Origin of the sequence: Acinetobacter sp. 102, from assembly GCF_037028485.1 — a bacterium.
Lineage (GTDB): Bacteria > Pseudomonadota > Gammaproteobacteria > Pseudomonadales > Moraxellaceae > Acinetobacter > Acinetobacter higginsii.
The window spans coordinates 49,275-72,012 of sequence record NZ_JAZEZK010000014.1 but is presented as its reverse complement, the minus strand read 5'-3'; the positions used below and the strand labels follow the sequence as shown (position 1 = coordinate 72,012).

General features: G+C 42.3%; 17 protein-coding genes. 15 read left to right on the top strand and 2 right to left on the bottom strand.

Annotated features, from left to right (window positions below; genetic code table 11):
• Window positions 1-3 precede the first annotated feature (3 nt).
• Genes WA352_RS14630 through galE form a run of 3 tightly spaced genes read left to right on the top strand, consistent with a single transcriptional unit; the run spans window position 4 to window position 3,948 of the window.
• Window positions 4-1,263 carry a nucleotide sugar dehydrogenase gene (locus tag WA352_RS14630; protein WP_005200898.1) on the top strand — a complete coding sequence of 420 codons (1,260 nt, stop codon included), beginning with the start codon at window positions 4-6 and terminating at the stop codon, window positions 1,261-1,263.
• On the top strand, window positions 1,263-2,939 hold the full coding sequence (pgi, locus tag WA352_RS14625) for a glucose-6-phosphate isomerase (protein ID WP_005319903.1): 1,677 nt from the start codon (window positions 1,263-1,265) through the stop codon (window positions 2,937-2,939). The genes WA352_RS14630 and pgi overlap by 1 nt, the downstream gene beginning before the upstream one ends.
• The gene (galE, locus tag WA352_RS14620; protein ID WP_005319900.1) at window positions 2,932-3,948 is read left to right on the top strand and encodes a UDP-glucose 4-epimerase GalE; all 1,017 of its coding nucleotides are present in this window, start codon (window positions 2,932-2,934) and stop codon (window positions 3,946-3,948) included. Before pgi ends, galE begins: the two co-directional genes overlap by 8 nt.
• Window positions 3,949-3,999: 51 nt before the next feature.
• On the opposite strand, the gene WA352_RS14615 is transcribed toward galE, so the two are convergent.
• Window positions 4,000-5,370, bottom strand: coding sequence for a phosphomannomutase/phosphoglucomutase (locus WA352_RS14615; protein WP_005319898.1), 1,371 nt, complete (start codon window positions 5,368-5,370; stop codon window positions 4,000-4,002).
• A gap of 382 nt (window positions 5,371-5,752) precedes the next feature.
• Between WA352_RS14615 and lldP the strand changes: the two genes are divergently transcribed.
• The 4 genes from lldP to dld all read left to right on the top strand — a co-directional run bounded on the left by lldP (window position 5,753) and on the right by dld (window position 11,335).
• Entirely contained in the window at window positions 5,753-7,420 is a 1,668-nt protein-coding gene (gene lldP, locus WA352_RS14610) for an L-lactate permease (protein WP_336143007.1), read from the top strand.
• A gap of 19 nt (window positions 7,421-7,439) precedes the next feature.
• A complete protein-coding gene (gene lldR, locus WA352_RS14605; RefSeq protein ID WP_004801820.1) occupies window positions 7,440-8,192 on the top strand; it encodes a transcriptional regulator LldR in 753 nt (250 codons plus the stop codon).
• Window positions 8,189-9,340, top strand: coding sequence for an FMN-dependent L-lactate dehydrogenase LldD (gene lldD, locus WA352_RS14600; RefSeq protein WP_004801823.1), 1,152 nt, complete (start codon window positions 8,189-8,191; stop codon window positions 9,338-9,340). Before lldR ends, lldD begins: the two co-directional genes overlap by 4 nt.
• Before the next feature lie 288 nt (window positions 9,341-9,628).
• Window positions 9,629-11,335: a D-lactate dehydrogenase gene (gene dld, locus WA352_RS14595; protein WP_005319895.1), complete on the top strand. Its 1,707-nt coding sequence runs from the start codon at window positions 9,629-9,631 to the stop codon at window positions 11,333-11,335.
• A 59-nt stretch (window positions 11,336-11,394) separates the two neighbouring features.
• Here dld and WA352_RS14590 read toward each other — a convergent pair whose 3' ends face one another.
• The gene (locus WA352_RS14590; protein ID WP_005319893.1) at window positions 11,395-12,609 is read right to left on the bottom strand and encodes an amino acid aminotransferase; all 1,215 of its coding nucleotides are present in this window, start codon (window positions 12,607-12,609) and stop codon (window positions 11,395-11,397) included.
• A gap of 453 nt (window positions 12,610-13,062) precedes the next feature.
• Between WA352_RS14590 and WA352_RS14585 the strand changes: the two genes are divergently transcribed.
• From WA352_RS14585 to WA352_RS14550, 8 genes are all read left to right on the top strand, one after another.
• Window positions 13,063-13,773, top strand: coding sequence for a GntR family transcriptional regulator (locus WA352_RS14585; protein WP_005186499.1), 711 nt, complete (start codon window positions 13,063-13,065; stop codon window positions 13,771-13,773).
• On the top strand, window positions 13,766-14,650 hold the full coding sequence (gene prpB, locus WA352_RS14580; RefSeq protein WP_005209856.1) for a methylisocitrate lyase: 885 nt from the start codon (window positions 13,766-13,768) through the stop codon (window positions 14,648-14,650). Before WA352_RS14585 ends, prpB begins: the two co-directional genes overlap by 8 nt.
• 157 nt (window positions 14,651-14,807) lie before the next feature.
• Window positions 14,808-15,965 carry a bifunctional 2-methylcitrate synthase/citrate synthase gene (gene prpC / locus WA352_RS14575; protein ID WP_004656677.1) on the top strand — a complete coding sequence of 386 codons (1,158 nt, stop codon included), beginning with the start codon at window positions 14,808-14,810 and terminating at the stop codon, window positions 15,963-15,965.
• Window positions 15,965-18,583: a Fe/S-dependent 2-methylisocitrate dehydratase AcnD gene (acnD, locus tag WA352_RS14570; RefSeq protein ID WP_005319891.1), complete on the top strand. Its 2,619-nt coding sequence runs from the start codon at window positions 15,965-15,967 to the stop codon at window positions 18,581-18,583. Before prpC ends, acnD begins: the two co-directional genes overlap by 1 nt.
• 98 nt (window positions 18,584-18,681) lie before the next feature.
• The gene (locus WA352_RS14565; protein WP_005319888.1) at window positions 18,682-19,785 is read left to right on the top strand and encodes a dsDNA nuclease domain-containing protein; all 1,104 of its coding nucleotides are present in this window, start codon (window positions 18,682-18,684) and stop codon (window positions 19,783-19,785) included.
• 6 nt (window positions 19,786-19,791) lie between these two features.
• Window positions 19,792-21,537 carry a hypothetical protein gene (locus WA352_RS14560; protein ID WP_005319886.1) on the top strand — a complete coding sequence of 582 codons (1,746 nt, stop codon included), beginning with the start codon at window positions 19,792-19,794 and terminating at the stop codon, window positions 21,535-21,537.
• 354 nt (window positions 21,538-21,891) lie between these two features.
• The gene (locus WA352_RS14555) at window positions 21,892-22,035 is read left to right on the top strand and encodes a zinc ribbon-containing protein (protein ID WP_004637424.1); all 144 of its coding nucleotides are present in this window, start codon (window positions 21,892-21,894) and stop codon (window positions 22,033-22,035) included.
• Between the two features lie 127 nt (window positions 22,036-22,162).
• Window positions 22,163-22,738, top strand: coding sequence for a DUF4126 domain-containing protein (locus tag WA352_RS14550; protein WP_005319881.1), 576 nt, complete (start codon window positions 22,163-22,165; stop codon window positions 22,736-22,738).

Here is a 22,738-nt window from a genome sequence, read left to right as displayed (position 1 = left end):
GTTATGAAAGTTGCAATCTTTGGCAATACATTATATGCAGGCGTGATGTCTGCATTATTGTCTGAATCTGGGCACTTTGTGTATTGGTGCTCACATCTCAATGATAATTCCGCTGATCAGCAGTACTCATTTCATGATGAAAATGTTAGCCGTTTACTGGAACAACAGTTAAACAGTGGTTTTCTCAGTTATCGTGATTTGGACGCAATTCCTTTAGATATAGATGCCTATTTATTTAGTTTTAATCAAACACAAGAACAACAAGTTTTTCAACTGCTACAGTCGTTAAAACAGCGCCCGATTATTCATCCAAAACTGATGATCAATGCTTCAACCTTTGGTTTGCAGGGGACTGATCACTTTAAGCAAATCCTTTCCGAAGATGACTGGGTTTATTTACCAGATACGATTCAAGAAGGAAATGCTTTACAGAGTTTAACTCAAGCAAAACAAATGATTGTAGGATGTACGCAAGTTGACGTTCAGAGTAAAGTGAAAGAATTGCTAAGGCCTCTTTTTCCTTTGACACAGCAGTATCTGTTTATGCCAATTTTAGATGCTGAATTTACGAAGCTCAGTATTTCAGGCATGTTGGCGACAAGAATTAGCTATATTAATGATCTGGCTGTGGTTGCTGAGAAACTTGGGATTGATATTGCTTCAGTACGTCAGGGTATGGCGGCGGATAACCGTATTGGTTCAGCTTACTTAGCTCCTGGTGCTGGTTTTGGCGGTGAAAATTTTTCTCATGATATTCTGACACTCTCTAATACAGTTGCAAATACAGGCGTTAAAAGCCAATTGCTTGCACAAGTATGGGACATCAATGAGCAACAAAAAGAAATCCTGTTCCGTAAGTTTTGGAACTATTATCATGGTGATTTAAAGGGTAAGTCCGTTGCAATTTGGGGGGCTTCTTTTAAAGAAAATACCTCAAGTATTCAGCAATCACCCATTCACCAAATGCTTGCTGCATTGTGGGCGCAAGGGGTGACGGTTCATTTACATGATCCGCAGGCTTTGGATGAAATTAAACAGATGTATGGGCAGCGTGACGATTTAGTGCTCTGTGATGATCAGTATGATGCGGTGAAAAATGTGCACGGTCTATGTGTGTTAACCGCATGGAAACAATATTGGAGTCCGGACTTTAAACAGCTCGAACAACTGATGGCACATCCTTTGATATTGGATGGTCGCAATATTTATGATCCAGACTATGTGAAATTACAAGGTTTCGCATATATGGGCGTGGGGCGTTAATGATGATCAAGCAAATTCAGCCTTTTGCCGTTAAGGCACCAGCGTCAGTGCTTGAGCATTTATCATCTTTGCAAAAGCAAATTAAAGAGGTTCATCTCAAAGAATTATTTGCAGCAGATCCCTCACGCTTTAAACGGTTCTCAGTTGAACATGATCAAATTGTTCTAGATTTTAGTAAACATCGTATTGATCAAAATATTTTAAATGGCTTGGTCGACTTAGCTCAGGCACAAGATTTAAAACAATGGATTAAGACATTATTTTCTTCGGAACAAATTAATTATACCGAGCATCGTGCCGCAATGCATTGGGCTCTACGCTTGCCGCAATCGAGTCCAGATTTTCCTCAGGAGAATCAACAGGTACAGCAACAGCTGGAGCGGATGTATGCTTTGGTGGATAAAATCCATGCTGGACAATACCGTGGCGCAACAGGTGAAGTCATTCAGGATGTGGTCAATATTGGTGTCGGAGGCTCTGACTTAGGCCCTTTAATGGTGACACATGCATTGTCCGATTTTAAGGTGACGAGTACAAAGCCTTTAGATGTGCACTTTGTCTCGACCATGGATGGTAGTCAACTGTCTGACCTGCTACATCAGCTGCGCCCAGAAACGACATTATTTATTATTTCCTCGAAGTCATTTGGCACCATTGATACCTTGTCGAATGCACAAACGGTGCGTCAATGGTTAGAAAAGTCGCTTGGACAGAATGAAAAAATTCTGCAGAATCATTTTATTGGGGTCTCGACCAAACCTGAAAAAATGACGGAATGGGGCATTGCCACTGATAAGCAGCTGTTGCTATGGGATTGGGTTGGTGGCCGTTATTCGCTGTGGTCGTGTATTGGCCTGCCGATTGCGCTGACGATTGGGGTTGATGGTTTTAAGCAGTTGTTAGCGGGTGCGCACGAGATTGATCAACATTTTCAAACAGCACCATTTCAGCAGAATATTCCGGTATTGATGGGATTGTTAGGGGCGTGGAATAATAACTTCCTTGAAATCCAAACCCATGCTGTGTTGCCCTATGACGGCCGACTCAAATATTTCGCCGCTTATTTGCAGCAGCTTGAAATGGAGTCCAATGGTAAATCGATCCAGCGTAATGGGGAAAAGGTGAATACAGCCACTTGCCCGATTGTGTGGGGTGAGGTTGGACCTAATGCACAACACGCATTTTATCAGCTATTACATCAAGGCACGCATTCAGTCAGTTGTGACTTTATTGCACCGGTAAAGCGTTATAATGCCAATCAATTTACTTATGCTGAAAGTGCAGAGGCTTTGGTTGAACAGCATCATCTGGCCTTATCGAATTGTTTGGCGCAGTCGCGATTATTGGCCTTTGGTAATCAAGCTTTGGCAGCAGATGAACTTGAAGATTTACCTGCTTATAAGCAATATGAAGGCAATCAGCCAAGTTCAACCATTTTACTCAAAGAGCTGAATCCTTATAGTTTAGGGATGCTGATTGCGACGTATGAACACAAAGTTTTTGTGCAGTCGGTATTGTGGAATATCAATCCCTTTGATCAATGGGGGGTTGAAAAAGGTAAAGAGATTGCCAATCAACTGTTACCGATTTTAAACCGTGAGCAAGATGATTTATCTGCTTTTGATACATCGACGCAAGGTTTGTTGAAAATATTGTTAGGAAAAATAGATGGCTAAAATTTTAGTCACAGGTGGTGCGGGTTATATTGGCTCACATACCTGTTTAGAACTACTCAATGCAAGTCATGATGTTGTTGTATTTGATAATCTTTCAAATAGTTCTGAAGAAGCTTTACGTCGTGTACAGAAACTCGCCAATAAAAGCTTGGTTTTTGTAAAAGGTGATATTCGTAATCAGGATGCGTTAGATCAGGTCTTTCAGGACTATTCTATTGATGCAGTCATTCATTTTGCAGGTCTGAAAGCGGTTGGTGAGAGCCAACAGGTTCCATTGACTTATTTTGATAATAACATTGCCGGCAGTGCTCAATTGGTCAAGGCGATGGAACGCGCTGGCGTATTTAACTTGGTATTTAGTTCATCTGCCACGGTATATGATGAAGCCAATAGTTCTCCGTTAAATGAAGATATGCCAACAGGCATGCCAAATAACAATTATGGTTATACCAAACTGATTGTTGAGCAAATGCTGCAAAAACTGGCACAGGCAGACTCGCGTTGGTCGATTGCTTTACTTCGTTATTTTAACCCTGTCGGTGCGCATAAAAGCGGTCAGATTGGTGAAGATCCACAAGGAATTCCAAATAACTTAATGCCTTATGTAACACAAGTCGCAGTCGGTCGTCGTGAAAAGCTGGCAATTTATGGCAATGATTATGACACCGTCGATGGTACAGGGGTTCGTGATTATATCCATGTGGTCGATTTGGCCAATGCGCATTTGTGTGCCTTAAATAATCGCTTATCTGCTCAAGGCTGTCGTGCTTGGAACATTGGGACAGGCAATGGTTCATCTGTATTAGAAGTTAAAAATACCTTTGAGCAAATCAATGCTGTACCTGTTGCATTTGAATTTGCACCACGTCGTGCAGGTGATGTCGCCACTTCATTTGCAGACAATAGCCGTGCGATTACAGAGTTGGGTTGGCAGCCTCAATATACTTTGGAAGATATGTTGGCAGACAGTTGGAACTGGCAGAAACAGAATCCAAACGGTTTTAACTAAATACCAAGCAAATAAAAAAGGAGCGATAGGCTCCTTTTTTATTGGACTGAATTAACCCTGAATTAACCCAGTTAATTCATCGACATAATGTTGCATCGGTTGCGGGTTTTGATCGGCACGACTTTCAATGTTTAAACGTAGTAACGGTTCGGTATTCGAAGCACGGACATTTAAGCGCCATGCACCAAAATCAAGGCTCACACCATCGGTACGATCAACCTGTGGATTCTGATCGGCATAATGATCAAAAATCTTTTGTACAGTGGCTTGTGTATCCGCCACTTTAAAATTGATTTCACCGCTACATGGGAATTTGGCAATCATGTTTTCAACTAAAGTTGAAAGAGATTGACCCGTTTCCGAAAGCAGGGCAATGGTCAGTAACCAAGGGATCATACCGCTATCGCAATAGGCAAAGTCACGGAAATAGTGGTGCGCACTCATTTCCCCGCCGTACACGGCATTGTGTTCACGCATGACATCCTTAATGAAAGCATGTCCAGATTTAGATTGTACTGCGATGCCTTGGTATTGATCGACGATGTCAAAGGTATTCCAGACTAGACGCGGATCATGCACAATCTTTTCACCTGATTGTTTGATCAGGAAGGCCTGTGCCAATAAACCAACGATGTAATAACCTTCGATGAACTGTCCTTTTTCATCAAACAGGAAGCAGCGGTCAAAGTCACCATCCCAGGCAATACCCATATCAGCTTGATGTTGCAGCACAGCATCACGAGTGCTATCGCGGTTTTCAATCAGGATTGGGTTCGGAATACCATTCGGGAAGCGACCATCTGCTTCGTGGTGAATTTTAATAAATTCTACTGGAATATTCAGTTGCTGGAATTTTTGTTCGATGGCGTCAATCACATGACCTGCTGCGCCATTGCCCGCATTGACCACAAGTTTAAGGGGTTTAATTTTTTGTGGATCAATATAGGTGAGTAGGTGTTCAATAAACTCAGGCAAAATATTGTAGGATTGGGTCGTACCTTTTTGTGCGACCTCTACAAATTGCCCTGTTTCAGCCAGTGCCTGAATTTCTTTTAAGCCTGTTTCTGCACTGATTGGACGTGCATTTTCACGCACCAATTTCATCCCGTTGTAATCCATTGGGTTGTGGCTGGCAGTCACTTCGATACCGCCTTGTACATCCAAATGAAAAGCTGCGAAATAGACTTCTTCTGTGCCGGTCATGCCCAAATCAAGCACATTGATACCTGCATCATTCAAGCCCCGAATTGTGGCCTGTTTTAAGCCTTCGCTACTTAAACGGATATCACAACCAATCACCACGGTTTTCGGTTGATAGATCTGCCCATAGGCACGACCAATGTTATAAGCAATCTCTTCATTCAGTTCAGTACCGAGTTTGCCGCGAATATCGTAGGCTTTAAAGCAAGTCAGTTGAGTCATATTGTTCAATTCATAGTGATGTGATTTGAGTTGTGAACAGATTATACAGATATCGCTACAAAGTCATATTTATTGTTTTATCTTCAGCGGTTGAGGACCTGAGCTACATAAATCGAATGCTGATTGGAAAATTTTTATCAGACTTTAGTCGAATGCCGAAAGCGTACATGAACAGAAAAGGATTGATTTATTTTAATTATTATTGGTCATACCAATTATGATTGCGGTGATAGGGTTGATCCTGATAATTCATATAATTAAGATGCATAAAGATTACGAATGATTAAGATTTGCTGATTTATTAAATATTGGTCATACCAATATTGTGAAGATTCGTTAAATATCGAAGTAAAAACAAAATGACGCCCAGCATTTCAAGGAGATGAGAATGCTAAATGTGTGGCAACAACTATATGACCCTTTAAATAATATCTGGCTATCCAGTGCAGTCGCGTTGATCCCAATTATTTTCTTCTTTTTGGCGTTGGCGGTCTTTCGTATGAAGGGCAGTGTCGCGGGAACCTGTACCGTGATGATTGCCATGTTGATTGCTTTATTTTTTTATCAAATGCCAGCTGAAATGGCATTTGCTTCCGTGGTTTATGGCTTTTTTTACGGTTTATGGCCGATTTCGTGGATTATTATCGGGGCCGTGTTCCTGTATAAAATTTCGGTAAAAACGGGGCAGTTTGATGTGATTCGCTCCAGTATTTTGTCGATTACTGAAGATCAGCGCCTACAGATGCTCTTGGTCGGTTTTGCCTTTGGGACCTTTTTAGAAGGTGCGGCAGGCTTTGGTGCACCAGTCGCCATTACAGCAGCCCTATTGGTCGGCTTAGGCTTTAAACCGCTATATGCTGCGGGCCTCTGTCTGATTGTGAATACAGCTCCTGTGGCCTTTGGTGCCATGGGGATTCCGATTATTGTGGCCGGACAGGTGTCTGGTGTCGATACTATGGAAATCAGCCAGATGGTAGGCCGCCAATTGCCTTTTTTAACCATCATTGTGCTGTTCTGGATTATGGCGATCATGGACGGTTGGCGTGGCGTGAAAGAAACTTGGCCTGCGGTACTGGTCGGTGGTAGTGCCTTTGCCATTGCACAATATCTGACCTCGAACTTTTTGGGACCAGAACTGCCTGATATTACCGCTGCGATTGCCTCATTGGTCAGTTTGACCTTGTTGTTCCGTGTCTGGAAACCGAAACATATTTTCCGTTTTGAAATGACTCATGAACAAGCAGCCAGCCATGCGGTCTCATCACAACAGCGTTATAGCATTGCGCAGATTGCCAAAGCATGGTCACCATTTATGATTTTGACCGTGATGGTGACCATTTGGAGTGTGAAACCATTTAAAGCGCTCTTTGCCAAAGACGGTGCTTTGGCGGACTGGATTTTTAAAATTGAAGTTCCGTATCTGCATAAGCTGGTAGAGAAAATGGCGCCGATTGTGCCTGAAACCACCGCTTATGTAGCGATCTATAAATTTGATTGGTTCTCTGCCACAGGTACGGCTATTTTTATTGCCGCAATTATCACCATCATATTCCTGAAGATGAAAACCCGTGATGCGGTCAGTACCTTTGGCGAAACATTGAATGAATTAAAAACCCCGATTTATTCGATTGGGATGGTGCTAGCGTTTGCTTTTATTGCTAACTATTCAGGTCTTTCTGCGACCTTGGCTTTGGCACTCTCACATACGGGCCATGCCTTTACTTTCTTCTCGCCATTCTTGGGCTGGCTGGGTGTATTCCTAACCGGTTCAGATACCTCATCCAACGCGCTGTTCTCAGCTTTACAAGCTACTACAGCCCAGCAAATTGGGATTCCAGAAGTGTTGTTGGTGGCAGCCAATACCAGTGGTGGGGTAACCGGCAAGATGATTTCACCGCAATCGATTGCGATTGCCTGTGCAGCCGTGGGCTTGGTTGGAAAAGAATCGGACCTGTTCCGTTTCACGGTAAAACATAGCATCATATTTACAGTCTTTGTTGGCATCATCGTCACGGTTCAGGCTTATCTGGTGCCGTGGATGATTCCATAACTCTAATCAAGGAAATGTGATGAGAATCTCCGATCAAGTGGTCATGAAATTACAGGCACTCATTGAGCAACGCCAGATGAAACAAGGTGATCGCTTGCCTGCCGAGCGTCAACTTGCGACCAGCTTAGGTGTATCTCGTCCGTCCTTACGTGAAGCGATTCAACAGTTAAATAGTCAGGGCGTGCTCAGTAGTCGCCGTGGTGATGGCACCTATATCCAACAATTACCTGAGCAGTGGCCGCAACAGCTCATCGTCAATCCGATCAGTCATTTGATTGAAGAAGATCCACTGTACCGTTTTGATGTACAGGAAGCACGTTTGTTGCTTGAAGGCGGCACTGCATGGTACGCCGCACTGCGTTCGACCCCTGAAGATCGTGCCAAAATTCATCATTGTTTTGATGAGATCAGTCGTTATCAAAATGCAGGCGATTCAGCTCGGGCGGCGGTGGCGGATGCTGAATTTCATCTGGCAATTGCTGAGGCCTCACACAATATTGTGCTGATACAAATGATGCGTAGTCTGTTTGACTTGTTGCAATACAACGTCTTGCTTGGGCGTAACAAAGTTTATAACCATCCGGTCAATGGTGACTTGCTCAGTGAGCAGCATTTTCAGGTGATGGATGCGATTGATCGTCAAGATCCCGAGGCCGCACGCCAAGCGGTGTGTGGTCATATTGAATTTGTGATTAATCATGTACGTGCGCTGGGCGAAGATGAAGCTCGCCAGAAACGTGCAACACGTTTAACTAGAGTGGATTCAAAATGATTATTTCTTCTGGCAATGATTATCGTGCTGCGGCACAGCGTCGTTTACCGCCCTTTTTATTTCACTATATCGACGGTGGAGCGTATTCGGAACATACCTTAAAACGTAATGTGCAGGATCTTTCTGAAATTGCCTTACGTCAGCGGGTACTGAATGACATGTCGGCATTGAGTCTGGAAACCAAGCTGTTTAATGAAACCTTATCGATGCCAGTGGCTTTGGCACCTGTGGGTTTAACTGGTATGTATGCACGTCGTGGTGAGGTGCAAGCCGCAGTGGCAGCAGATCAAAAGGGTATTCCATTCACTTTGTCGACGGTTTCAGTCTGTCCGATTGAAGAAGTGGCCCCTGCAATTCAGCGTCCAATGTGGTTCCAGCTGTACGTGTTGCGTGATCGTGGCTTTATGCGCAATGCCTTGGAACGTGCCAAGGCGGCAGGTTGTTCGACATTGGTATTTACCGTGGATATGCCTGTGCCGGGGGCACGTTATCGTGATGCCCATTCTGGTATGAGCGGTCCCAATGCGGCGATGCGTCGTTATCTGCAATCAATGTTGCATCCGCATTGGGCATGGAATGTCGGGATGTGCGGCCGTCCGCATGACTTGGGCAATATCTCAAAATATCTGGGTAAACCGACCGGGCTTGAAGACTATATCGGCTGGTTAGGTTCTAATTTCGATCCATCGATTTCATGGAAAGATCTGGAGTGGATTCGTGAGTTTTGGGATGGCCCGATGGTGATTAAGGGCATTCTTGATCCTGAAGATGCCAAAGATGCGGTGCGTTTTGGTGCCGATGGCATCGTGGTGTCCAATCATGGTGGGCGTCAGCTTGATGGGGTGATGTCTTCTGCACGGGCCTTGCCTGCGATTGCCGATGCGGTGAAAGGCGATCTAGCGATTCTGGCAGATTCAGGCATCCGTAATGGTCTGGATGTGGTACGGATGTTGGCGCTTGGTGCAGATACGGTGTTATTGGGCCGTGCCTTTGTGTATGCCTTGGCGGCAGCAGGTGGGCAAGGGGTGTCGAACTTGCTGGATTTGATTGAGAAGGAAATGCGGGTAGCGATGACCTTAACAGGAGCTAAGTCGATTCAAGAGATTAATGCGGATTGTTTGGTACAAGCCATTAAACAAGGTTTTTAAGAATTATTTTCTAAGTTTAGTCGTAGGCACAGCCGCCAAGTTTGGTGACATGCTTATGTCTGAGGTATAGGCCTTTGTCACTTTTGAAAGGTCAAAAGTAACCAAAAACCTTTTGTTGAGCAAACCGTACTTCCTTGTACGGTTGCTCAACAGGCGGCATCCTTGCCGCCAACCACGATAGCAAATAAAAGGCTGATTCGTATTGAAGAATGAGCTACTCGAATGACACATACTAAGATTCTGCCGTGTTGGTCTAAGTTTATAAATGGATGATCCAAAGGAGCCATCATGCAAACATTTTCTCCCAAAGTGGTAATTGGTCGTTTACAGCAGATCGTTGGGCGTCAACATGTGCTGAGTGATGACCAAAGTACCCGCCAGTATCGGCAAGGTCGTCGTTTTGGTGAGGGTAAAGTCTTTGCGGTGGTGATCCCTGGCACCTTGCTGGAACAATGGCAGGTGCTACAAGCCGCCATCGAAGCAGATTGTATTGTCATCATGCAGGCGGCCAATACGGGCTTGACCGGTGGCTCCACACCGTATGGCGATGATTATGACCGTCCTGTGTTGGTGATGAGTACACGCCGTTTAAAAGGCATTCAAGTCATTCATGAGGGTAAGCAGGTGATTTGTTTACCGGGGGCGACCTTGGACAATCTGGAGCAGATACTGAAAGGCTATGATCGTGAACCGCATTCGGTGATTGGCTCTTCCTGTATCGGTGCTTCTGTCTTAGGCGGGGTGTGTAACAATTCAGGCGGCGCCTTGGTACGTCGTGGGCCTGCCTATACCGAACTGGCGCTATACGCGCAGGTCAATGCCCAAGGTCAGTTGGAATTGGTCAATCATCTGGGTGTGAACTTAGGCTCGAGTCCTGAAGAAATCCTGACCCGTTTAGAGCAGCAGCGCTATCAAGCCACAGATATTTTAGATGATGTTGAAAAGCAGGCATCCGATCAGCGTTATGCACAAGATGTCACTCAGGTCGATGCCGATAGCCCAGCGCGTTTTAATGCCGATCCTTCACGCCTGTTTGAAGCCTCGGGTTCGGCAGGGAAAGTTTGCGTATTTGCAGTACGTCTGGATACCTATGAGAAGGTGGAGAGCAGTGTCTTTTATATTGGTAGCAATAATGCCGATGATCTGACTGCGATTCGACGTTATTTACTGACTTCATTGCCCAGCTTGCCGATTGCAGGGGAATACATCCATCGTGATGCGTATCATATTGGCGAAAAATACGGTAAAGATACCTTCCTGTTTATTGAGAAATTTGGCACCGCCAATGTGCCCAAAGCCTTCGCGCTCAAGGATAAGGTCGATGGCTTTTTAGAAAAATTTAAAATCAAAGGGCTGACCGATCATATTTTACAAGCGGTCACGGCCTTGTTACCTAGCCATTTACCCAAACGGATGACCGAGTATCGTGATCGCTATGAACATCATCTGATGTTGCGAGTTGAAAATAATTGCAAAGCCCAGACCGAGCAATTTTTACATGACTATTTTGCGGTACATGCATCAGGTAATTTCTTTCTCTGTGATGCGGATGAAGGACGTAAAGCCTTTTTGCATCGTTTTGCAGTGGCAGGTGCTGCGATTCGTTATCGTGATACCCATCGCGATGAAGTTGAGGATATTGTGGCACTCGACATTGCGTTACGTCGTAATGATCGTGAATGGGTCGAGCAATTGCCTGCGCAGATGGAACAGCAGATCATTCATAAGCTTTATTATGGACACTTTTTCTGCCACGTGTTTCATCAGGATTACATCCTTAAAAAGGGTAATGATCCTTTAGCGATGGAACATCAAATGTGGCATTTACTCGATGCTCGTCGCGCAGAGTATCCCGCCGAACACAATGTCGGTCATCTATATATTGCCAAGCCTGCATTGGCCAATTTCTATCAGAAACTTGATCCGAATAACTGTTTTAATGTCGGGATTGGACAGACCTCTAAATTGAAGTATTGGGGCAAGGCCAAGTCCTGACTTTAAATAAAACAGACAATAAAAAAGGCGCTTCAAGCGCCTTTTTTATGCGTTACAACTTAAGCGGTTGCAGCAGATTTTGCTAAAACTTCAGCCACTGCTTTGGCAACTTTGTATACGTTGTTCATGTTCAGGCCTGCAACACAGATACGACCACTGCGTACTAAGTAGATTGCATATTCTTCACGAAGAATGTCCACTTGCTCAGCGGTTAAACCAGTGTAGCTGAACATACCTTTTTGGTTCACAAGGTAGCTAAAGTCACGCTCAGGAAGGGCTTTAGTTAGCTCATCTTTTAAGATGCTACGCATTTTGATAATACGTTCACGCATCTCTTTGACTTCGCCTTGCCATTGTTGATTGAGATCAGCGTCATTTAACACTTGATCAACCAACCATGCACCTGTTGTAGGTGGGCTAGAGTAGATACGACGTACCGTTGCTTTCAATTGACCGAATGTGCATTTTGCTGCTTCTGCATCGTCACATACGAAAGTCAAACCACCAACGCGCTCACCGTAAAGTGAGAAGATTTTAGAGAACGAGTTGCTGACAATAAAGTTCAGACCCGCTTGGTCTAAAGCACGAATGGCATAAGCATCTTGCTCCATACCATCGCCAAAACCTTGGTAAGCGATGTCGAGGAATGGAATCAGGTTGCGCTCTTTTAATACCACAATCACTTGATCCCATTGTGCTGGGTTCAAGTCTGCGCCTGTTGGGTTATGGCAGCATGGGTGCAATAACACAATGCTTTGTTCTGGCAATGTTTTTAGGGTAGACAACATGCCGTCAAAATCAACGCCACGTGTTTCAGCATCGAAGTATGGATAGAAGTTGCTCTTGATGCCTGCACCATTGAAGATCGCAACGTGGTTATCCCAAGTTGGCTGGCTCACCCAAACTTCTGAATTCGGGAAGTAGGTTTTTAAGAAGTCTGCACCGACTTTTAATGCGCCAGAACCACCAAGCGTTTGAATCGTTGCAACACGACCTTGTTGAATTGCAGGGCTATTTGTACCAAACAATAAGGCTTGAATCGCATCACGGTAAGGTTTGAAACCTTCCATTGGTAAATAAAGCTTGGTTTGCGTATTTTTAGGTGCAATACGTTTTTGCGCTTCGATAATGGTATCAAGCTGAGGAACGATACTGTCTTCGTTATAGTACAAACCAATACTGAGGTTTACCTTTTCAGCACGTGGATCAGCATTGAACTGTTCCATCAATGAAAGGATTGGATCGCCTGCATAAGGTGGGATATGTTGAAACATTAACAATGTCCTTTTCTTCAACAAAGTGCATAGATGTCTGGGGAGGTTGGCGCTTTAGACGCGGAACCTTCGATGCCCAATAATGTATCAATAAAGACTGCATGAAGCACGCTGTTATTTACATTTTGGTGCAGTATTTACTTACAAAATTTGTCACTACAAGCTGATTATAAAGATTGTCTACAATCAAGCTGTCATACCATGGTCGTAGCATTAACAGTCTAAGCCTGTTCAGTCGATCAAAGCTCAGGGTTGGGTGATGATTTGGATTATCACTAACCTGTTGTTTTTTCTGTTTTTATGTAAAATTTTTGGCAGTGTATTGATCAGCCACTGAGTGATCACAATCACGTCGGATTGAAAGCACCAGTCTAATTTATTGTCGACAATCCTATTGCATTTTTTCTTTTATCTGGTTATAAAATCATAAAAATTGTAGAGATTGTCGACAATATGCAAGATACCCTTGTTCCTCAAGCCCTCAGCACCAGTCAGGGAATGACCCTGACGGAACACGTATTCAAGCAAATTCAGTCGGCGATTGTATTGGGACATATTCCTGCGGGCAGCAAGATTTCAGAACCTGAACTGGCACGTATTTATGGCATTAGTCGCGGGCCTTTACGTGAAGCGATTCATCGTCTGGAAGGGCAGAAACTGGTGGAGCGAACTGCACATGTCGGTGCGCGGGTAGTCTCGCTTTCACTGCAACAGTTTCAAGAACTCTATCAAATCCGTGCCTCTTTAGAAGGCTTGGCCTGCAAACTCGCAGCACAGCATATTGATAAAAAACAGATTCTGGCCTTACGTGATGTCTTGCGTATGCATGCTGAGGATGAAAACTTTAAAGCAGGCAAGGGCTACTACTTACAAGAAGGTCAGGACGATTTCCATTACTGCATTATCAAAAGCAGTGGCAATAAAACCTTAGAAAAAATGTTATGCGATGAGCTGTATCACCTCATCCGTATGTATCGAATCCAGTTTTCAAATACCCCAGATCGACCAAGCAAGGCTTGGGACGAACATATCCGCATATTAGATGCGATTGCTGAAGGTGACGGTGAACTCGCCGAAATGCTGATGCACCGTCACATCAATGCATCTTACAAAATTGTTGAGCAAACATTGCTACAAAATCAAGGAGAACAACAACATGGCTAAACAGTCTGCTGGTCAGCTATTCCGCGACGCGGTCGCAAATGAAAAACCATTACAAGTGGTCGGTGCGATCAATGCCAACCATGCGTTATTGGCAAAACGCGCAGGCTACAAGGCGATCTATTTGTCAGGTGGTGGTGTTGCCGCAGGTTCTTTGGGCTTACCTGATTTGGGTATCAGTAACCTTGATGATGTATTGACCGATGTACGCCGTATTACCGATGTCTGTGACCTGCCGTTATTGGTCGATGTCGACACGGGTTTCGGCGCTTCTGCGTTTAATATCGCGCGTACCACCAAGTCGATGATCAAGTTTGGTGCTGCTGCGATGCATATCGAAGACCAAGTCGGTGCCAAGCGTTGTGGTCATCGTCCGAATAAAGCCATCGTGACTCAGCAAGAAATGGTCGATCGTATTAAAGCCGCAGTCGATGCACGTACCGATGACAGCTTTGTGATCATGGCACGTACCGATGCGCTTGCGGTTGAAGGCTTACAGGCAGCGATTGACCGTGCGGGTGCTTACATCGAAGCGGGTGCAGATATGCTATTTCCAGAAGCGATCACTGAGTTGGCCATGTATAAGCAATTTGCGGATCTGACCAAAGTCCCTGTTTTAGCCAATATCACCGAATTTGGTTCAACGCCATTATTTACCACCGAAGAATTGGCTTCTGCCGATGTCAGCATCGCGCTCTATCCACTTTCTGCATTCCGTGCCATGAACAAGGCCGCAGAAAATGTTTATGAAACCTTGCGTAAAGAAGGCACGCAAAAGAATGTGGTCGATACCATGCAAACCCGTCAGGAGTTGTATGAACGCATTAACTACCATGCGTTTGAACAATATCTTGATGGAACTTTTGCGAAGAATAAATAAGTCAAACAATCTCCCCTAACCCCTCTTTGAAAAAGAGGGGAATCACCTAAATCTTGGATGATCTAGGGTTGGTGGGAAGTCCCTCTTTGGAAAGAGGGATTTAGGGAGATTAAGAACTTTATAAGTTTTAACCTAAGGATATAAAAAGGACAATCTTATGAGCAGTAATGAAACGCCAACAGGCTTCAAACCAAAAAAATCAGTTGCACTCAGCGGACAAGTCGCAGGCAACACCGCACTTTGTACCGTAGGCCGTAGCGGCAACGACTTACACTACCGTGGCTATGACATTCTTGACCTTGCGGTAGGTAGTCAATTTGAAGAAGTGGCACACCTTCTGGTACACGGCAAATTGCCAAACAAAGCAGAACTCAAAGCCTATAAAGCAAAATTAAAAGCACTCCGTGGCTTACCAGCAGCATTGAAAACAGCACTAGAGCAACTGCCACCGTCTGCACACCCAATGGATGTGATGCGTACTGGCGTATCTGTATTGGGTTGCTTAACACCAGAACATGAAGACCACAACGAAGCGGGCGCAAAAGACATCGCGGATAAATTGATGGCAAGCCTAGGCTCAATGTTGTTGTACTGGTATCACTTCAGCAACAACGGTCGTCGTATTGAAGTTGAAACCAATGATGACTCGATTGCTGCACATTTCTTGCATCTCCTGCATGGCGAGGCGCCATCGGAAGAGTGGATTCAAGCCATGCACACCTCTTTGATTCTGTATGCAGAGCATGAGTTCAATGCATCTACCTTTACTTCACGTGTGGTGGCAGGGACAGGTTCAGATATGTACTCGGCAATCACAGGTGGTATCGGTGCGTTACGTGGGCCTAAACATGGTGGCGCTAATGAAGTTGCGTTTGTGATTCAGCAACGTTACGACAATGCAGACGAAGCAGAAGCGGACATTCGTAGCCGTGTTGAGAAAAAAGAAGTGGTAATCGGTTTTGGTCATCCGGTGTATACCGTTTCTGATCCACGTAACGAAGTGATCAAGCAAGTGGCGCGTGAACTTGCTGAAGCGCAAGAAAATACCAAGATGTATGTGATTGCTGAACGTTTAGAAGCTGTGATGAAAGAAGTGAAGAACATGTTCCCGAACCTCGACTGGTTCAGTGCGGTGAGCTATCACTTGATGGGCGTACCAACGGCAATGTTCACGCCATTATTCGTGATTGCTCGTACTGCTGGCTGGTCTGCACACGTGATTGAACAACGTCAAGACGGCAAAATCATTCGTCCAAGCGCGAACTATACTGGCCCTGAAAATCTTGAATTCAAACCATTGGCGGAGCGTGGTTAATGAACACAAAATATCGTAAACCGCTGGCAGGTACCCAGCTCGAATATTATGACGTGCGTCAAGCCGTTGAAGATATTCAGCCAGGCGCATACGAAAAGCTGCCATACACTTCGAAAGTACTGGCTGAACAGCTGGTGCGTAAAGCTGATGCCGAGAATTTAACGGCCTATTTAACCCAGTTGATCGAACGCCGTCAGGATCTCGATTTTCCATGGTATCCAGCACGTGTAGTCTGTCATGACATCTTGGGTCAAACCGCACTGGTGGATTTGGCTGGTTTGCGTGATGCGATTGCCGATAAAGGCGGTGATCCTTCCAAGGTCAATCCTGTGGTGCCAACCCAGTTGATCGTCGATCACTCTTTGGCAGTCGAATTCGGTGGTTTTGACCCTGATGCATTTGAGAAAAACCGCGCAATCGAAGATCGTCGTAACGAAGACCGTTTCCACTTTATTGAGTGGACCAAGACTGCATTTAAAAATGTCGACGTGATTCCTGCGGGCAACGGCATCATGCATCAGATCAACTTGGAGAAAATGTCTCCAGTGATCCAAAACCGTGATGGTTTGGCTTTCCCTGATACCTGTGTTGGTACAGATTCACATACCCCACATACCGATGCGCTTGGCGTGATTTCAGTCGGTGTTGGTGGTTTGGAAGCTGAAAACGTGATGTTGGGTCGCGCGTCTTGGATGCGTCTTCCAGACATCATCGGAGTTGAGTTTGTCGGTCAGCGTCAAGCAGGCATTACTGCAACGGATATCGTCTTGGCATTGACTGAGTTCTTGCGTAAAGAACGTGTCGTTGGTGCTTACCTCGAGTTCTTTGGTGAAGGTGCTGACAGCATGTCTGTGGGCGACCGTGCTACCATCTCGAATATGACGCCTGAATATGGCGCAACTGCGGCAATGTTCTATATCGACCAGAACACCATCGACTATTTACGCCTAACAGGTCGTGAAGATGCGCAAGTGGCATTGGTTGAGCAATATGCCAAAGAAATCGGTCTTTGGGCATCGGATATGACCAAAGCTGAATACCCACGTGTACTTCGTTTTGATCTTTCAACGGTGACCCGTAACATTGCAGGCCCATCAAACCCACATGCACGTGTCTCTACGGCTGATTTGAAAGCAAAAGGCATTGCAGGGAATTTGGATCTTGCCAAGGCACAAGAAGCAGAAGGTTTAATTCCTGATGGTGCCGTGATTATTGCTGCAATTACCTCTTGTACCAATACCTCTAACCCACGTAATACCGTTGCTGCAGGTTTATTGGCACGTAAGGCCAATGAATTGGGCTTGGTACGTAAACCTTGGGTGAAATCATCATTTGCACCAGGTTCTAAGGCAGCTGCGCTGTATTTAGAAGAAGCAGGTGTGTTGGGTGATCTTGAGAAACTTGGTTTTGGTATCGTGGCTTATGCATGTACCACTTGTAATGGTATGTCAGGTGCACTTGACCCTGTGATTCAACAAGAAATCATTGAGCGTGATTTGTATGCCACTGCTGTGCTTTCGGGTAACCGTAACTTCGATGGCCGTATCCATCCATATGCAAAACAAGCATTCTTGGCATCTCCTCCACTTGTAGTGGCGTATGCGATTGCAGGAACCATTCGTTTTGACATCGAAACAGATTCGCTTGGAAATGACAAAGACGGTAATCCAATTTACCTGAAAGATATCTGGCCTTCGGATGCTGAAATTGATGCGCTGGTGAAAGAAGCAGTGAAGCCTGAGCAATTCCGTAAAATCTACATTCCAATGTTTGATTTGGGTGTCAATGAAGAAGCGGCAAGCCCTTTATATGATTGGCGTCCAATGAGTACCTATATCCGCCGTCCTCCATATTGGGAAGGTGCGTTGGCTGCACCACGTACTTTAGCCAACATGCGTCCGCTTGCGATCTTGGGTGACAACATCACTACCGATCACTTGTCTCCATCGAATGCGATTGTGTTAGACAGTGCTTCTGGTGAATATTTGGCGAAAATGGGTGTGCCTGAGGAAGACTTTAACTCTTATGCAACGCACCGCGGAGACCACTTAACCACGCAACGTGCAACCTTTGCTAACCCGAAACTGTTTAATGAAATGGTGGTTCGTTCAGACGGTACCATTAAGCAAGGTTCAAAAGCACGTGTCGAGCCTGAAGGCGAAGTGATGCGCATGTGGGAAGCGATTGAAACTTACATGAACCGTAAGCAACCGTTGATTATTGTGGCGGGTGCGGATTATGGTCAGGGTTCAAGTCGTGACTGGGCAGCGAAAGGTGTTCGTCTTGCAGGTGTTGAAGCGATTGTGGCCGAAGGTTTTGAGCGTATTCACCGCACTAACTTAGTCGGTATGGGCGTTCTACCGCTTGAGTTTAAAGCTGGTGTAAACCGTAAAACCTTAAAGCTGGATGGTACTGAGTTGTATAGCGTAATTGGTAATATTGCGCCACGTTCGACTTTAACTTTAGTGATTGAACGTGCCACAGCGGATGGTAAGGAAGAGATTATTGAGGTGCCTGTGACTTGCCGTTTAGATACAGAAGAAGAAGTTTCTGTATATGAAGCGGGTGGGGTATTACAGCGTTTTGCACAAGACTTTTTAGAAGGTCAAGTGGCTTAATACTTTGATCTGAAAGTGATTGATTCTATTTAATAAAAGCCCTATCTTAATGATGGGGTTTATTTAATTATATTATATAGTTTTTAAGGCTGATAATTTTGAATAAGAAGTCTGTAAATGGTGGCGTAGATGCACAGGTTGGTTTTGATTTTCAACGTAATTGCGCATTATATTTGCTACTTGATGATTATGGTTCTTTTAAAGAGAAAAACTTTTTTGTTTGCATTGAGCATCATGATGACTTCTTATATTGTTTTAGATCAATTGAGGGTGTTGAGAATATTAATGCTTATCAAGTAAAAAAATTATCAGGAAATATCTGGAAAATTGATACAAGATTTTCAGAAATTATTAATAAAATTTTATGTGTAGGCGAAGATCTAAGAAATGATGATATTTTAAAAACAGAGGATTATAATCATAAATTAACATTTATTTCTAATACTGAGTTTGAGTTGAAAATTAAACCTAATAAAAATGAAAAAGAAAATGGAAAAATTGATATTATAACTCGAATTAATGAAACTTATCCAATTTGCAGATATAAAGATGTTCATAAAGATATTAGAGTTAAAATAGAAGAAAAAATAGAAGAATATTGTCAAAATCAAGATGGTAAATTTAATTCTGTTGAGTTGGAAAATCTTTTTATTCAATGGGTTGATTTTCCTAAAACTCCAAAAGAGCAAAAAAGATCTTTAATTGGTCTAATGAAAGAAAAATTCCCAAACGTTACAGACTCAAAAGCGGCGATTGATTTATTAATCAATTTATTTAAAGAGGTAGAAGTAATTTATAATAGCCAGAATTTAGCGAAATTATTAGATGTTTCTAAAAGAGTAGAAGGCGATGTTATAAAAAAAGCTATTGATGTTATTGAGTTTGAGCAGAAGACTTTTGATTTGTGGCGTGAGATATCTAAGGAAGTAATTGCAAAATTTAGGTTTTCTATTGCGATACGTAAAAATGCAGAAATTGAAATATCAACTACATTTGAATATCTTAAAGATATGAATAATTATGAACACCAGTTAATTAGAGATTATGTAAGAAATAACGATTATTCATTTTCTTATTCTGACTATCCTGAGATGTTTCAAGGCTATATTAAAAATATAAAGAAAGTTAATGACATTAATTTAAGTGAAAAAGATTGTTTCTTTGCATGTTTATGTTCATATGTTGAGTATTATGGCGGATAGTTATTGATGAAAGCAGTTGTCCATTTTAATCGTTTGTTTGTTGCTTCTGAGAAATTTAATAAATGTTTCTTAGAAGAATTTTCATTGGGTTTAAATCTTATAGGGGGAAGAAATACGGCTGGGAAAAGTACATTATTACAGAGTTTATTATATGTAATAGGTATTAATGATGTTAAACAAAATTTAGAAGAAATTTTAGAGTATGATCCAATATTTAGACTGGACTTTACTATTAATAATAAAGAATATAAAGTTGTTAGAGATAATCTAAGTATTTATTTTGAAGATTATAATGGGAAAATTTCATCATTTAATGGAATTAACTCTGACAATGGGATTGCACATGTAAAGTTAAAGGAGTTTATTAGTTCGCTACTAAATTTTAATTTAATGGTAGAACAAAAAGGGGAAATAAAAAAAGCATCTTTAGAATGTGCTTATTTACCATACTATGTATCTCAATCTGTTGGTTGGGTATATTTAAGAGAGTCATTTTCAAATCTTGGGTTTTATAAAGGGTTTAAAGAAAATTATTTGGATTATTATCTTGGTATTAATAATAATTTCAATAAAGAAGAATATATTAAATTGGTCGAACTTGTTAAAGAATTGGGTTATGAAATAAAAACTTTGCAAAAATTTACTAAAAAACCAGAGTTTATTTTCTTTTCATTTATGGATGAAGAGTTTGGTGAGGATGCAAAAGAATACTTGGAAAATTATGTTAAGGATATTGATGATTTACAGGAAGAGAGAAATAATTATATAAAATATAGTAATAAACTAGCTTTGTTAAAAAATCAGTATAAAATTTTAATAAAAACAAAAAATAATTTAAAAAGACAGAGATATAATGATCTCGATCATTGCCCAGCTTGTACACAAGTACTTTCATACTCTCTAGAAGGATTGTATAGTTACTATCAGAAGATAAATGATACTAATGAACTGGAAGAGAAGATAAAAGATGAACTTAAAAAAGCTTATTCTTCTGTTAATAACACAAAGAAGAGGCTTAATGAAAAAGAAAATACTATTAATGAAAATTATAAAGCTTTAGGGGATAAATTTCATGGTGAAATATCATTTAATAGTTGGGTGAAAGGAAAAGCTAACTTTCAATTTCATCGACAAATAGAATTAGACTTATATAAAAAAATTAATGAGAAAGAAGAATATAATTTAAAATTAAAGGATATGGCTACTGACGAGAAAGTCATCCAAAATCGTATTGGAAAGGAAAAAGAGTTCGCAAAGATATTCAAAAAGTATCTTAGTGATTTGAAAATTAATAGTTTAAACCAAAATCGTTATCTTGACTTGTATAAAATAAACTCATTCCCCTATCAAGGTGTTGAGTTACATAAAACAGTTATGGCATATCATTTTGCATTCAATAAAGTTATAGGGGAAACAAAGAATATTCATAGACTGCCTTTCTTATTAGATGGGATTTTGAAAGAAGATATAGATCAAACAAGTTTAAATGATATTTTCTCTTTTATTAGTAAAAATTTACCTTTAGATACCCAGACTTTTATTTCGATTGCAGAACATGTGAAAGAAGAAAATATTGTTAATAGTCCATTAAAAGCAGTTAATTTGAAAATATTAAATTTTCAATTTTTTAAAGGTAAAGCAAAGAATATTTATATTGGTAACGGAACTGAGCAAAGAGCTTTTTTGAAAAATGATCTAAATAAATATAGATATTTATTTAATGATACATTAAGAATTATTGCTGAAGCTTAGTTCTTTTGAAAAATAATTAGTTTTTATAAAAATTCTAAACTCATAAAAAAAGCCCAACATCCTGTTGGGCTTTTTCGTATTTGGTTGCTAGATAGGACTCCTGTCGTATCTCAATATCTGATGTTTGAACCTATTATTATTTTATGTTCTGTAATTCCAGCTCCTATAGGACCTCATCTTAGAGGGGAAAAGATGAAGACAGCCAACCCGCAAAATCCTAAAATTGTATAGAGAAAATATCTAAATTTCATTCTTCACCTTTCCGCCATCACCACTCGTCGGAAAGGTCAATAAATAATCAAAACTATCACGCTATAGTATATGTACCATTTCTAAAATCTATGGAGAGCAAAGATGGTAACTGCTGGCGAAAAACCTGGAACAGGCTTCTATTTTTGTGTTCAATGCGGACACCGCACCTATTTAGAAATTGGTACTGATCGTTTACCTCCGTGTACCAAATGCCTTGGCAATCAATTCAACAGTAAGAATGCCTAAGCCGCAAAATACCAAACAGTTACCCACTGTTTGAATAAAAGCCCTATCCCTTGATAGGGCTTTTTGTTACCTTAAAAATAAGATTTAAATAACAAGACCTGTCATAGGCATAGAAAGGTAATCCGTGATGGAAACAATTTTAGGACTCTGTATTGGCGTAGGCCTCAGCGCAGCCTGTGGTTTTCGTGTCTTTGTTCCGCTATTGGCGATGAGTATTGCTACCCTCATGGGATGGTATCAACCTGCTCAAGGTTTTGAATGGTTGGCACTTCCTTCGGTGTGTATGGCACTGGGTTTTGCCACGATTTGTGAAATTGCAGCTTACTATGTGCCGTGGGTGGATAACCTATTAGATACCATTGCCACACCTGCGGCTGTGGTGGCAGGTACACTGACCACTATGGCAGTGAGTAGTGGTGAAATGTCCCAGTTTGCCACTTGGGCAGCGGCACTGATTGTCGGTGGTGGAACAGCAGGCGTGGTACAAATGAGTACCGTAGCAGCACGGGGTGTTTCGACGGCAACCACAGGTGGACTGGGTAATTTTGTGATCTCGACAGGTGAGTTGATTGGCTCGGTCGTATTATCGATTCTGGCCTTTATCATGCCTGTGGTGATTACAGTCTTGGTGATTATTCTTATTATTGTTGCCGCACGTTGGATTCATGCAAAACACCAAGAGAAACTGAGCCATTCCATATAA

Coding starts and splice junctions, on each gene's coding strand:
- prpB (WP_005209856.1), top strand. CDS start 13,766: ATGGCTAAACAGTCTGCTGGTCAGCTATTCCGCGACGCGGTCGCAAAT.
- WA352_RS14550 (WP_005319881.1), top strand. CDS start 22,163: ATGGAAACAATTTTAGGACTCTGTATTGGCGTAGGCCTCAGCGCAGCC.
- lldP (WP_336143007.1), top strand. CDS start 5,753: ATGAGAATGCTAAATGTGTGGCAACAACTATATGACCCTTTAAATAAT.
- WA352_RS14615 (WP_005319898.1), bottom strand. CDS start 5,370: ATGACTCAACTGACTTGCTTTAAAGCCTACGATATTCGCGGCAAACTC.
- dld (WP_005319895.1), top strand. CDS start 9,629: ATGCAAACATTTTCTCCCAAAGTGGTAATTGGTCGTTTACAGCAGATC.
- lldD (WP_004801823.1), top strand. CDS start 8,189: ATGATTATTTCTTCTGGCAATGATTATCGTGCTGCGGCACAGCGTCGT.
- pgi (WP_005319903.1), top strand. CDS start 1,263: ATGATGATCAAGCAAATTCAGCCTTTTGCCGTTAAGGCACCAGCGTCA.
- WA352_RS14590 (WP_005319893.1), bottom strand. CDS start 12,609: ATGTTTCAACATATCCCACCTTATGCAGGCGATCCAATCCTTTCATTG.
- prpC (WP_004656677.1), top strand. CDS start 14,808: ATGAGCAGTAATGAAACGCCAACAGGCTTCAAACCAAAAAAATCAGTT.
- acnD (WP_005319891.1), top strand. CDS start 15,965: ATGAACACAAAATATCGTAAACCGCTGGCAGGTACCCAGCTCGAATAT.
- galE (WP_005319900.1), top strand. CDS start 2,932: ATGGCTAAAATTTTAGTCACAGGTGGTGCGGGTTATATTGGCTCACAT.
- lldR (WP_004801820.1), top strand. CDS start 7,440: ATGAGAATCTCCGATCAAGTGGTCATGAAATTACAGGCACTCATTGAG.
- WA352_RS14630 (WP_005200898.1), top strand. CDS start 4: ATGAAAGTTGCAATCTTTGGCAATACATTATATGCAGGCGTGATGTCT.
- WA352_RS14555 (WP_004637424.1), top strand. CDS start 21,892: ATGGTAACTGCTGGCGAAAAACCTGGAACAGGCTTCTATTTTTGTGTT.
- WA352_RS14585 (WP_005186499.1), top strand. CDS start 13,063: ATGCAAGATACCCTTGTTCCTCAAGCCCTCAGCACCAGTCAGGGAATG.
- WA352_RS14560 (WP_005319886.1), top strand. CDS start 19,792: ATGAAAGCAGTTGTCCATTTTAATCGTTTGTTTGTTGCTTCTGAGAAA.